Annotated in this window: 11 protein-coding genes; 4 read left to right on the top strand and 7 right to left on the bottom strand. The window is 71.6% G+C overall.

The window, feature by feature from the left end:
- The first annotated feature begins 14 nt into the window (after nucleotides 1-14).
- A complete protein-coding gene (locus tag JHD21_RS00880; protein WP_292670881.1) occupies nucleotides 15-1,442 on the top strand; it encodes an LLM class flavin-dependent oxidoreductase in 1,428 nt (475 codons plus the stop codon).
- A 16-nt stretch (nucleotides 1,443-1,458) separates the two neighbouring features.
- Here the strand turns inward: JHD21_RS00880 and JHD21_RS00875 are convergent, their stop codons facing one another.
- Complete coding sequence (locus JHD21_RS00875; protein ID WP_292670879.1) at nucleotides 1,459-3,759, bottom strand: glycosyltransferase family 2 protein; 2,301 nt, start codon at nucleotides 3,757-3,759, stop codon at nucleotides 1,459-1,461.
- A gap of 121 nt (nucleotides 3,760-3,880) precedes the next feature.
- Between JHD21_RS00875 and JHD21_RS00870 the strand changes: the two genes are divergently transcribed.
- The gene (locus JHD21_RS00870) at nucleotides 3,881-5,410 is read left to right on the top strand and encodes a carbohydrate-binding protein (RefSeq protein ID WP_292670877.1); all 1,530 of its coding nucleotides are present in this window, start codon (nucleotides 3,881-3,883) and stop codon (nucleotides 5,408-5,410) included.
- Nucleotides 5,411-5,416: 6 nt separating this feature from the next.
- On the opposite strand, the gene JHD21_RS00865 is transcribed toward JHD21_RS00870, so the two are convergent.
- The 5 genes from JHD21_RS00865 to JHD21_RS00845 all read right to left on the bottom strand — a co-directional run bounded on the left by JHD21_RS00865 (nucleotide 5,417) and on the right by JHD21_RS00845 (nucleotide 10,483).
- A complete protein-coding gene (locus tag JHD21_RS00865) occupies nucleotides 5,417-6,631 on the bottom strand; it encodes an acyl-CoA dehydrogenase family protein (protein ID WP_292670876.1) in 1,215 nt (404 codons plus the stop codon).
- A 70-nt stretch (nucleotides 6,632-6,701) separates the two neighbouring features.
- Nucleotides 6,702-8,078, bottom strand: a complete 1,377-nt coding sequence (locus JHD21_RS00860; protein WP_292670875.1) for an acyl-CoA dehydrogenase family protein — start codon at nucleotides 8,076-8,078, stop codon at nucleotides 6,702-6,704.
- Between the two features lie 82 nt (nucleotides 8,079-8,160).
- Nucleotides 8,161-9,198 carry an ABC transporter permease gene (locus tag JHD21_RS00855; protein ID WP_292670874.1) on the bottom strand — a complete coding sequence of 346 codons (1,038 nt, stop codon included), beginning with the start codon at nucleotides 9,196-9,198 and terminating at the stop codon, nucleotides 8,161-8,163.
- Complete coding sequence (locus JHD21_RS00850; protein ID WP_292670873.1) at nucleotides 9,195-10,094, bottom strand: ABC transporter ATP-binding protein; 900 nt, start codon at nucleotides 10,092-10,094, stop codon at nucleotides 9,195-9,197. Before JHD21_RS00850 ends, JHD21_RS00855 begins: the two co-directional genes overlap by 4 nt.
- Entirely contained in the window at nucleotides 10,091-10,483 is a 393-nt protein-coding gene (locus tag JHD21_RS00845) for a GntR family transcriptional regulator (RefSeq protein WP_292670871.1), read from the bottom strand. Before JHD21_RS00845 ends, JHD21_RS00850 begins: the two co-directional genes overlap by 4 nt.
- A gap of 98 nt (nucleotides 10,484-10,581) precedes the next feature.
- On the opposite strand from JHD21_RS00845, the gene def reads away from it, so the two are divergent.
- Together def and JHD21_RS00835 are read left to right on the top strand one after the other, a co-directional pair.
- On the top strand, nucleotides 10,582-11,190 hold the full coding sequence (gene def, locus JHD21_RS00840) for a peptide deformylase (protein WP_292670869.1): 609 nt from the start codon (nucleotides 10,582-10,584) through the stop codon (nucleotides 11,188-11,190).
- Complete coding sequence (locus JHD21_RS00835; protein WP_292670867.1) at nucleotides 11,187-11,699, top strand: GNAT family N-acetyltransferase; 513 nt, start codon at nucleotides 11,187-11,189, stop codon at nucleotides 11,697-11,699. The genes def and JHD21_RS00835 overlap by 4 nt, the downstream gene beginning before the upstream one ends.
- Here JHD21_RS00835 and JHD21_RS00830 read toward each other — a convergent pair.
- Nucleotides 11,681-12,307, bottom strand: coding sequence for a hypothetical protein (locus JHD21_RS00830; RefSeq protein ID WP_292670866.1), 627 nt, complete (start codon nucleotides 12,305-12,307; stop codon nucleotides 11,681-11,683). The two genes, JHD21_RS00835 and JHD21_RS00830, sit on opposite strands and share 19 nt — an antisense overlap.
- Nucleotides 12,308-12,311 lie beyond the last annotated feature (4 nt).

Below are 12,311 nucleotides of genomic sequence, written 5' to 3'. Positions count from 1 at the left end.
GCCCCAGCTGAGCCATGCCCCTGCCCGACCCCGCGCTGGTAGTGCTCGTCGGGGCGTCGGGGTCCGGCAAGTCGACGTGGGCGGCGGCCCACTACCGCGCCCCTGAGGTCGTCTCCTCAGACACTTTGCGCGGGGTCGTCGGCAGCGGGCCACACGACCTCGCCGCCTCCGACGAGGCGTTCGTCCTCCTCGAGTCGATCGTGGCGGCCCGCCTCGGACGCGGCCTGACGACCGTCGTGGACACCCTGGGAACCGACACCGAGCGCCGCCTCGGCTGGCTCGCCCGGGCCAGGTCCGCCGGGCTGCCGGCCGTGGCGGTCGTGCTGGACACCGCGGAGGCGACCTGCCGCGTCCGGAACGCTGCTCGGCAGGTGCCGGTCCCCGCCCGGGTGCATGCCGCCCAGCTCCGTCGGCACCGTGAGCACGTGGCGCGACTCAGCGCCGAGGGCTGGGACGTCGTGCACACGGTGACCACGGACGAGCCACCGCCGGAGGTCGCCGCGGCCGCGTCCGTCGCGCCAGGGGCGGAACGGCGGAGCTCCCAGGGCCTCAAGGTCGTCCTCCAGGTCAGCCGGTTCACGTGGGGTGAGGACCCTCTGGGCTGGCTCCGCGGGGTCGCCACGGAGGCCGACAGGCTCGGCTTCTCGGGCCTGGCGCTCATGGACCACCTGATCCAGATCCCGCAGGTCGACCGGGCGTGGTCGCCGATCCCGGAGCCCTGGGTGGCCCTCGGTGCCGTCGCGGGCCTGGCGACGGACCTCGAGCTCGGCACCCTGGTCACGCCCGTCACCTTCCGGGCTCCCGGCATCACCGCCAAGGCCGCCGCCACCCTGGACGCTCTCACCGGGGGGCGCGCGTTCGTCGGCGTCGGCGCCGGGTGGTGGGAGCGCGAGCACGCGGCCTACGGGCTGCCGTTCCCGCCGGCGCGCGAGCGGCTGGCCGCCCTCGAGCGCGGCATCGAGACCATGCGCGCGCTGTGGTCACCCGGCACCAAGGCCTACGACGGCGAGCTGGTGTCCCTGCCGGAGACGACCTGCTACCCGAGGCCCGCCGCCGGGATCCCGGTCATCGTCGGAGGTAGCGGCCCACGTTCGCTGCGGGTGGCGGCCCACCTCGGCGATGCCGCGAACGTCCCCTCGGCACGGCCGGCCCTGGACGAGCTGGTCACGACCTTGCGCGGCCACTCCGAGACCGTGCGGATCACCGTGCTCGACCTGCCGACGGTCGGGCGTGACCGCGAGGACACCTGGGCCAGGGTCGAGCGCCTGCGGGGGCGCACCCCGGCGGCGGCGTACGCCCAGCGGACCCACGCGGGGACGGTGTCGGCGCATCGGGACCGGTGGGGCGAGCTCGCGGACCTCGGTGTCGACACGGTCTTCGTCGGTGTGGCGGACCTGGACGGTCCCGAGGACGTCGAGCGGCTGGCCGGACTGGTGCGCTAGTCCCGGTCGGCGGGAGTCAGCGGTGGGTGAGCCGCCGGCGCCGCTCCTCGTCACGCCGCAGGTCACGGTCGAGGCGCCGGTCGCCGTGGTAGAGGATGGCGGCCCAGTCGACGGCCTTGCCGTCGGCCGCGACCGGCGCGGCGGCGGCCACGGGCTCAGGCTTGGGCACGTAGAGCCAGTTCACCAGCCCCAGGGCCATGTCGGCGATCGAGTTGCGGATCCCGATGTAGGCGTTGATCGCCAGTGCCGCCAGGACCGCGTTGAAGAGGGCGAAGGCGAAGTTGCCCCAGTTGTCATGGGTGTAGCTGCGCCACGCGGTGAGCACCGAGTAGCCGACGATCAGGTAGGGCACCAGCACGTGCAGCCCGGGCGAGGCCGTCCGGTTGCGCACCTTGGGCGTGCGGGCGAACGGGATCTTCTCGCCGGTGAAGGCCTGCTGGATCGACTTGAGGACGCCCGCCAGGTTGACGAAGAGCAGGACCAGGTTGAACCCGTAGATCCGGAAGACGTCCAGGTAGCGGTGCCCGCACAGCTTCAGGTCGCTGCCCATGGCGATGAAGTAGGGCAGGGCGGCACCGACGACCAGCGGGCTGAGCAGCCGGCCGTCGTAGGGATAGAACAGGAGCAGCAGCAGGCTGAAGCTGGCCCAGGTGATCGAGGCCATGTAGTTGACCCGCAACGTCCACTCGCCCAGCGTCACGGCGTTGTCGGCGCGGGCCCGGGCCCGGCGCTGGTGCCAGAGCTTGGGGAGGATCAGCAGGCCGCCGTTGGCCCACCTTCGCCGTTGCACGACGAGTGACCCGAAGTCCGGAGGCGTGGCGCTGTAGCTCAGCCGCTCGGGGTAGTTGACCAGGTCCCACCCCTGCCCCGCGAGGTCGATGCTCGACTCGGTGTCCTCGATGACCGTCCGGTCCTGGATGTAGGTGCGCACCTCGTGACCGCCGATGGTCTCGATCTGCACGATGTCCTCGAGGGCACGGCGGCGGATGACCGCGTTCGCACCGACCCAGAACGTGGCTCCGTAGTAGGTCATCCCCTGGTGGAGGATGTGCTGGATGTCGGTGGTGGCGCCGGCGATCCGCTCGATCCGGGTCGGCGCGCCGCGGTACGACGAGTAGGGCGTCTGGGTGATCGCGACGTGCCCGTTCTCGGGTTGCTCGAGGAAGTAGACCAGGCGCAGGCAGTAGTCGCGGAGCAGCTGGGAGTCCGCGTCGAGCGTCAGCACGTACTCGGGGCCCTCGACGACGAGGTCGCCGTCCATGGCCGGGGTGCCCTCGTCGAGCCGTACCAGCACGGTGCCCTCCGCGGACTCGGTGGGCCGCCACGTGGCTCCCATCAGCCCGAGGTAGGCGTTGATGTTCATCGCCTTGTTGGCCTCGTGCGAGAGGGACGCGTAGAGCTTGCGCTCGAACGTGTCCGCCGTGGCACCGAAGATCCACATCAGTCGGCGGTGGAGCTCGCGGACCCGTTCGGAGGCGATGGTCCCGCGCTGCTCGATCAGGGCCTCGAGCCCCAGCAACGTGAGCCGGAGCTCGCTGGCCAGCCCCATGAGCACCTGGTCGACGAAGAACTCGGTGACGTGGTCGTGGACGTCCTCGGTGGCGGCCATCTCCTCCAGCCACTCGGCCGAGGCGAGGTAGGCGTCGGCGAGGGCGCGGACCACGTCGAGCGGAGCGTCCGGGCCGGCGTCCTGGAGCCAGTCGACCGCAGCGTCGTGGGCATCCTGCGCGACCGCGTGAGGGTGTGCCAGCCGCTCGTTGATCTCGTCGGCCAACGCCCGGGTCGCGTCGAGGGTGGCCCGGACCTCGGGGTCGGAGGGGAAGGGCGGGTCGTCGATCAGCAGCACCACGCGCAGGTCCGGGTACTCCTGGAGGGCCGCGCTCCACAGCGTGAGCCGGACGATGTCCGGCTCCTCGGCGTACGACGGGATCAGCACCGTCAGTGCCCCGTGGTCCTCCGTGAAGTGCGCGTCGAGCAGTCCCCGAGGTACTCGCTGGTGCTCGCGGAACCGACGGAGGGCCCCCTGCCGCGCGACCAGGTACATGAGCGCGGAGAAGGTGAGGACCGTGACCACGATGAGGTAGGAGATCGCCTCCATGGTGAACCGGAAGCCGCCGACGTCGTCGAGGAAGCGCCGCAGGATCGTCGAGACCACGTAGGCGAGCCAGAACAGCACCGTGGTGGCGATGGCGACCCGGCCCCAGGTGAGCTTGGCGGCACTGGGTCGCAGATGCACGATCGGCATCGGCTCGGCACGCTTCTCCGAGCCCCACTGCCGACGGCGGGTCGCCGGTCCGGCGGGCGCGTTCTTCGCCACGCGCCCTCCTCCTGTGCGGTCATGACTGGACCAGCAGCGTAGATCGGGACTGGCCATACCGCCGCGAGATGCGGGTATTGGTGCGAGCATCGTGACCACTGAGCCGCGAGATGGGAGTCGGATGTCGCTGGTCGAAGGGCGACGTCTGTCGCTGGCGCGGCTGGGCCTGCTCTTCCTGGTCCTGGCCGCTGTCGTGTTCGCCTCCCTGCAGGGGTGGCGCTGGTTCCAGGACGCCCGCTCGGCGGTCTCGCAGAGCGCCTACTTCGCGCCGTACGTCGACGTGACCGCCACTCCGACGGTCGAGTTCGAGAAGGGCCCGGACGGGGCCGGCCCCAACGTCGTGCTCGCCTTCGTGGTCGCCGACCCCGCGGACGGGTGCCGACCCACGTGGGGGGCGGCCTACAGCCTCGACGAGGCGGAGGAGCAGCTCGACCTGGACCGGCGCGTCGCCCGGGTGCGGCAGCTCGGGGGCACCCCGATCGTGTCCTTCGGAGGCCAGGCCAACGACGAGCTGGCCGTGGCGTGCACGGACGGCGACGACCTCTACGAGGCGTACCGGTCCGTGGTCGACCGCTACGACACCCGGGTCATCGACCTCGACATCGAGGGCGAGGCCCTGACCGACGCCGCCGCCAACGACCGGCGGGCGCAGGCCGTCGCCCGGCTCCAGCAGGACGAGGAGCTGGAGGTGTGGGTCACCCTTCCCGTCTCCCCCGACGGGCTCACCGCGGACGGGGAGCTGCTGGTCGCGTCCATGCTCCGAGGAGGTGTGGACCTGACCGGGGTCAATGCGATGACCATGAACTACGGCGAGAGCAGGTCGAGCGGCAGCTCCATGGCGGAGGCCTCGATCGACGCGCTCGAGAGCACCCACGACCAGGTCACCGCGCTGTACGCCGACGCCGGCCAGCGGCTCACCCCGACGCAGGCCTGGCAGCGCATCGGTGCGACGCCGATGATCGGCCAGAACGACCTGGCAGGCGAGGTGTTCGGCCTCGGTGACGCCGAAGAGCTGCACGCGTTCGCCAGTGACCGTCGGCTGGGGCGCGTCTCGCTGTGGTCGATGAACCGGGACCGGGCCTGCAGCTCCAACTACCCGGACGTCACGATCGTGTCGGACTCGTGCAGCGGCGTGACGCAGGAGGCCGGGTCCTTCTCGGCGGTGCTCGGAGCGACCTTCGACGGTGTCCCGGAGGACGTCTCCACCTCCGCGGCACCCGACCCGACGGAGACTCCGAGCGACGACCCCGCCACCAGCCCCTACCCGATCTGGACCGAGGACGGGGTCTACGTCGCCGGCGAGCGCGTGGTCTGGCGTCAGAACGTCTACGCCGCCAAGTGGTGGACGTCCGGCGAGCTGCCGGACGACCCGACCATCGCCGAGTCCGCCTCGGCGTGGCAGCTGATCGGACCCGTGCTTCCGGGCGAGACCCCGGCGCCGTCGCCGACGATCCCCGCCGGCACCTACCCGGAGTGGGACCCGGACCAGGTCTACGAGAAGGGCGACCGGGTGCGCTTCGGCGAGCTCGGGTACGTCGCCCAGTGGTGGACCCAGGGCGAGCCGCCCGACGCCCGATCCACGGCGGACGCCCCGTCGCCGTGGCGGATGCTCACGCTGGCCGAGGTAGAGAGCCCCACCCCAGAAGGGTGACGTCGCTCATTTCAGCTCAGCGCTGGACAGGCCCAGGACCCGGCGGGCGATGATCAGCTGCTGGATCTGCTGGGTGCCCTCGAAGATGTCCAGGATCTTGGAGTCGCGCGCCCACTTCTCGAGCAGCTCGTTCTCGCTGTAACCGACCGTGCCGCACAGCTCCACGCAGCTGAGCGTGATGTCGGAGCCCACCCGACCCGCCTTGGCCTTGGCCATGGAGGCCTCGAGCGAGTTGGGCTTGCGGTTGTCGGCCATCCACGCGGCCTGCAGCATCAGGAGCCGGGCCGCCTCGAGGTCGGCCTCCATCTGCAGCACCTTCGCGGCAGCGGCGGACTGGAGACACGCGGGGCGGTCGTAGTCGACCACGACGCCCGCCTGGGCCAGCAGCTCCCGGGTGAGGTCGAGCGCCGCGGTCGCGCAGCCGACCGCCATCGAGGCGACCAGCGGCCGGGTGTTGTCGAAGGTCGCCATGGCTCCGGCGAACCCCTGCTTGGGGTCGATCTCGGGCGACCCGAGCAGGTTCTCCTTGGGCACCCGGCAGTTCTCGAAGATGATCGTGGCCGTGTCGGACGCTCGGATCCCCAGCTTGTGCTCGAGCCGGTCGACGCGCATCCCCGGCGTGCCCTTGGCGACGACGAACGACTTGATCGCCGACCTGCCGAGCTCGCGGTCGAGGGTCGCCCACACCACGATGTGGTCGGCGCGGTCGCCCGAGGTGACGTAGATCTTCTCGCCGTTGATGACGTACTCGTCGCCGTCCAGGACGGAAGTGGTCGTGATGTTGGCGGAGTCGGAGCCCGTGCCGGGCTCGGTGATCGCCATGCCCGCCCAGACGCCCTCGAACCGCTTGAGCTGCTCGTCGTCCGCCACGGAGGCGATCGCCGAGTTGCCGAGCCCCTGGCGGGGCATCGACAGCAGCAGGCCGACGTCGCCCCAGCACATCTCGGCGATCGACATGACCGAGGCGAGGTTGGCACCGTTCTTCACGCCGGCGTCGGCCTCGGACTCGTCGCGCCGTACGCCGGCCGCGCCCGCGCCCTCGCTGGCGCCGGACTCGGCGAGGCCGTCGATCATCGCGGCGAGCATGTCGAGCTCCTTGGGATACTCGTGCTCGGCGCGGTCGTAGGTCCTCGAGATCGGGCGCAGCATGTTCATCGCGACCTGGTGGGCCTGCCCGGCCAGGGTCCGGAACTTCTTCGGGTCGTCCAGCCAGATGCTCATGCCTTCCGGGGTCCCCTTCGTGTTGTGAGTGGTGAAGCGTTGCGGGGGAACGAGCAACAGGGAGGGGCGTTCATACCAGGACAGCTCCTTCCGCGAGTCCGACGACCCTGAGGTCGCGGTACCACCGCTCCACCGGGTGCTCCTTGACGAACCCGTGCCCGCCGAGCAGCTGGACGCCGTCGAGCCCGATCCGCATGGCCTTGTCGGCGCACAGGTTCCTGGCGAGGGCGACCTGCTGGGAGAAGTCCTTGCCTGCGGCGGCGCGCGCCGCGGCCTTGTAGGTGAGCAGCCGCATCGCCTGGAGCTCGGTCGCCATGTCGGCCACCATGAACGCCACCGACTGGCGGTGCGCGATCGGCTCGCCGAAGGCCTCGCGCTCCTTGACGTACGGCGTGACGTAGTCGAGCACGGCCTGCCCGGTGCCCACGGCCAGCGCGCACCAGGCGAGCCGGGACAGCCGCACGCACTCGGCGTACGCCGTGCCGTCGGTGTCGCCGAGGACCGCGCTCTCGTCGAGCCGGACGCCGTCGAGACGGAGCGTGGTCAGGGACGCGGCCCGGATCCCCATCGACGGGTCGGCCTCGACGGTCAGGCCGGGTGTCGAGGACTCGATGAGGAACAGGACCGGCGCGTCGTCGAGCGTGGCGCCCACCACGAACAGCTCGGCCTCGGCGCCGCGTGGGACCAGCGACTTCACGCCGTCGAGCACGAAGCCGTCGTCGGTCCTGGTCGCGGTGGTCGCCGGGGACAGCGCGTCGAACAGGACTGTCGGCTCGGCCAGGGCGAGCGCCGCGGCGGGGACCTTCTCGTCGCCCCGGTCACCGGTGAACGCCGGCAGGTAGGTCTGCTGCTGCTCCTCGCTCCCCCACAGGCCGATCGCGGTCGCGACCGCGCCCGGGGCGAGGGCCGCGACCGCCAGGCCCATGTCGCCCTTGCCGAGCGCCTCTGCCACCAGGGTGCCGGCCATCGCGGAGCGCTCCTCGGAGATGCCGCCCAGCGACTCCGGGACGCCCAGGATCGGCAGCCCGATCTCCAGGCTCCCCTCGAGGACCTCAGTCGGAGCCGCGCACGCCTCGTTGGCCTCCGCCGCCGCGGGCCGGACGACCTCGTCGGCGAACTCGGTCACGACGTCGACCAGCATCTGCTCGTCCTCGGTCGGGGTGAGGTCGAAGGTGCCGGGGGCGCTGACGCCCGGTGGCCGGACGCCCGGCTTCTTGCTCGAGCCCCGCCGCGAGAACTGCCGGCTGGCGGCGGTGACCGCCTTGAACCCGCCGCTCGTGACGGTGAACACGGTCTGCTCGGCCTGCTTGCGCAGGCCGAGCCGGTCGAGGAGGTCGGCCTGCGCCAGCCGGCTCAGGCCCGCCACGAGGTAGCCGATCGGGTCGCGGGTCTCGGTGGATGCCACACCATGGCGTCCGCCGGGCCGCAGGTTCGGGAGCAACGACATGACGCCAATGTAACTGCGAGTTACACACCGGGATACAGCCGGCCCGCGTGCCCCGCGTCACATCGCGCCTGTCGTGCGCCGCTCAGGTGAGGTCACGACGGATCCGCCAGAAGCAGAACCCGGCCAGCACGAGTGCGAGGCCGAGCATCAGCCCCGTCTCGATCAGCTGTAGCGTCCAGAACCGCGAGGCCGGGTGGTACTCGACGTGCTGCCGGTAGCCCTCGGCGGCCAGCCTGTCGAAGCACGCCGCGGTCTCCGCGTCCTGCTGTCCGGGCGGCGCCGCGCACTCGGCGACCCACGACGGGAAGGTCGCCACCACCGTGCCGGAGTCATCGAGGGTCTGGTTGGACGTGATCCACGCGCCTGGGCTGTCGATCGACACCCCGATGCGCTCGACGACCATCTCGTCGGGCGCGCTCCCTGGTCTCCCGGTGAACTCCGTGAGCCGATCCTCGGTGATCGTGGTCGTGAGCTCCTTGGGTGGCAGGAGACGTGCCTGGACCACGAGCGGGAACACGAGCTGCACGGCCACGACGGCCACCAGGGTGACCGCCATGGCCGCGATGGAGCGACGCACGAGGAGTCCCGCGGTCACCCCGATGACGAGGGCCAGGACGGTCATCGCCAACGGCACCACGCCCCGGGAGCCGAACAGCTCCGGCCAGAGCCGCGGCACGCTCAGCATCCCCGGGTCGGAGTAGCCCTCGGCGACGGCGTCGTCGATCGGCGCGCACCACCACGTGAACGCCAGGCCCCCCAGCCCCACGATCGCGGCGCCCGCGCCGGCGACTCCCAGCTTGGTGGCCAGCCAGCGGATCCGGGTGACCCCCTGGGTCCAGACCAACCGGGACGTGCCCGCCTCGAGCTCGCGGGCGACCGTCGGCGCACCCCAGAACACCCCGACCACCGCGGGAAGCGCGTAGACGACGGCGGTGCCGGCGTGGAAGATCGCCGTCTTCACCCGATCCGTGGCCAGCTGGTCGAAGAAGCTCTGCTGGGACACCTGCCACGAGTCGGCGAGCTGAGGTCCGGTCACGCCGAGCACCAGCAGCCCCACGGCCAGGGCTCCCAGCATGATGAAAGCCGACACCCGGAACTGCCGCCAGGTCAGCCAGATCATCGGAGTGCCTCCAGGCTCGGTCGCGCGCTGGAGCCGGGCTCCGCGGCCGATCGCCCCAGGTAGGCCAGGACGAGGTCCTCCAGATCGACCTGGCTCACCTCCCAGCCCGGGTCGAGGATGGGCCGGTCGGTCCGCACGAGCAGGGTCGACTGCCGGTCGGTATGACTGGCGGCCACCACGTGCTGGTCGGCGGGGAGCTGCGCGGGGTCACGTCGGGGCCCGGTCAGCCGATGATGGGTGGACAGGAGCTCCTCGATGTCGCCGGCGACCTGGACCCGCGAGTCCACGAGCACGACGAGATAGTCACAGGCGCGCTCGACGTCGGAGACGAGGTGCGAGGACAGCACCACGCTCAGCTCCTGCTCCGCCACCGCCTCCATCAGGTCCTGGAGGAACTCGCGGCGTGCGAGCGGGTCGAGGCTGGCGACCGGCTCGTCGAGCAGGAGCAGGTCCGGCCGCTTGGCGATGCCCAGGGTCAGGGCCAGCTGGGCGCGCTGGCCGCCGGAGAGCCGACCGGCGCGTTGACCGGGGTCGAGTCCGAGACCCGAGATCCGGTCCGCTGCCAGCGCGCCGTCCCAGTACGGGTTGAGGTGGGCGCCGAGCCGGAGGTGGTCGGCGACGCTCAGGGCGGCGTACGTCGGGGTGTCCTGACCCACGAAGCCGACCTTGCCGCGGCGGGCCCGACGGCCCGTCGGCCGCTCGCCGAGGACCTCGATCTCGCCGGACGAGGGGGTGAGCAGGCCGACCGCCAGGTTGAGGAAGGTGCTCTTGCCCGCACCGTTGGGGCCGACCAGGCCGACCACGCGGCCCCGGGGCACGTCGACGGTGCAGTCGGTGAGTGCCCAGCGACGGCCGTAGCGCTTGCCCAGGCCGGTCGCCCGGAGCACCGCGCTCACGCGGACTCCTCGGTCACCGCAGCACGAAACGTGGCGAGGAACAGGGCCTCGATGCTCTCGTCGTCGAGGCCGGCCCGCCGCGCCTTGGCGAGCCACTGCTCGAGGCTTGCGCGCAGCGGCCCGTGCGCAGCCAGGGTGTTGTCGGTCAGGGTGCGGGTCACGAAGGTGCCCACACCCGGCCGCGGGGCCACGAGTCCCTCGTGCTCGAGCTCGCGGTAGGCCTTGAGCACGGTGTTGGGGTTGATCGCGAGCCGGCCGACGACGTCCTTGACGGTCGGGAGCTGGTCGCCCTCCTGGAGCAGGCCGAGCCGCAGAGCGCGGCGCACCTGCTGGACGAGCTGCAGGTAGGGCGAGATGCCCGACCTGCCGTCGAGATGGAACTCGATCATGCGCCCTCCATTGTGCTAGGTAACTAGCACTATAGATCTCTGAGTACGACTCGGGAAGACCCAACGGCCTCCGAGTCGGGCGCACCTAGGATCTGGGCATGGCCGACCCGTCCACCGGCAGCACGTCCACCGGCACCGTCCGCGCCCCGCACGGCGCGCTACCTCGCGGTGGCACGGTCCGGCCCATCACGCGGTGGGGTAAGCCCGTCATGCACCGCGCCCAGCAGCCCGTCGTGAGCTACGACGACGAGCTGCGCAGCCTGGCCGCGGACATGGTCGAGACGATGTACGCCGCCGACGGCGTCGGGCTCGCGGCGTGCCAGATCGGCGTCGACCTGGCGATGTTCGTGTTCGACTGCCCGGACGAGAGTGGGATCCGCACCGTCGGAGTGGTCTGCAACCCCGTGCTCACGCTGCCCGAGGGACGGGACCGCCACCTCGACGAGAGCGACGAGGGCTGCCTGTCCTACCCGGGTGCCTACATCGAGTGCGCGCGTCCGGACTTCGCCTCGGTCCGAGGGACCGGTCTCGACGGGGAGCCCGTGGAGTTCTCGGGTGACGGCTTGCTGGCTCGGTGCCTCCAGCACGAGGCCGACCACACGGCGGGCACCGTGTTCGGCGACCGGCTCCCGACCAAGGCCCGCAAGCGCCTGCAGAAAGCGATGGAGAAGGCCGCCGAGGACTACCCGGACAACTGGCCGGCGTGAGCGGCCCGCAGGTCCGGATCGTCCACCTGTCGGCCGAGGCGCTCGGCGCCCTCGCGGCCGGCGACCTCGAGGCCGCGTCCGCCGCCAGCCCGGTCCCGCTGACCCCGTGGCTCGTCTCGGACGAGGCGATCGGCACCTGGCGCTACCGCGTCAGGCAGGTGGCGGACACACCGGCGGACCTGGGCTGGGTCACCGGGGTGATCTGGGACGACGAGCGTGAGGTCGTCGTGGGCAAGGCCGGCTTCCACGGCGCACCCGACGCCAGCGGCATGGTCGAGGTCGGCTATGCCGTCGACCCGGCAGAGCGCCGGCGCGGCTACGCCCGAGCGGCGCTCCTGGCAATGCTCGACCGTGCTCGCGCCGAGCCATCCGTCCGGACCTTCCGGGCGACCGTGTCGCCGACCAACACCGCGTCCCTGGGACTCATCGCCCAGCTGCCGTTCGCCGAGGTCGGCGAGCAGTGGGACGACGAGGACGGACTCGAGACGATCTATGAGCTGCCCGTCTGACGGTTCGGGAACGCCGTTCCCCCGCCGGACGCCAGGCTCTCGGCGACGATCCGCACGTGCTCGCGCTGCAGGTCGTCGGGCATGGCCGGCAGGACGTCGTCCCAGAACGCCAGCATCGGTCCGCGCCCCTGCATCATGCCGAGCGGCCGGGCGAGCGCCCACAGGTGGAAGTGCTCGCTGCCGTCACCCCAGCGCGCGAAGTGGGTCCGGGCCACCCCGGGGATGGACTTCACCGCGGCGTTGATCCGCTGCAGGAGCGGGCCGAGGGAGGTGAGCACGTCGAGGGGAGCCGTGTCGAGCGTGCAGTGCTGGTTCGGCGCGAGGCCACCGACGTACGGGATGCCCATGCCGGTCCACCCGGCGTTGACGTGCCAGGTGTCGTCGGACCAGATGGTGTCCTGCGACGCGCGGCAGTGGTGACAGCTGTCCCGGTCCCCCTCGGCCGCCCGAGGTCTCTCGGGGACCAGCATCGGCTCGAGCTCCTTCAACGTCACCGTCTCGAAGCAGGAGAGCTCGTCCTCCACCAGGGGTCGGGCACTCAGGCGCTGACCGATCGGCAACGTCCGGTGGTAGGGCGAGTCGGCGGCGCGGGTGCGGTAGGCGGCCATCCCG

The organism is Nocardioides sp. (genome assembly GCF_016462705.1).
Taxonomy (GTDB): domain Bacteria; phylum Actinomycetota; class Actinomycetes; order Propionibacteriales; family Nocardioidaceae; genus Nocardioides.
The sequence above is the reverse complement of the archived record's forward strand: the minus strand, read 5'-3'. Positions and strand labels throughout refer to the sequence as shown.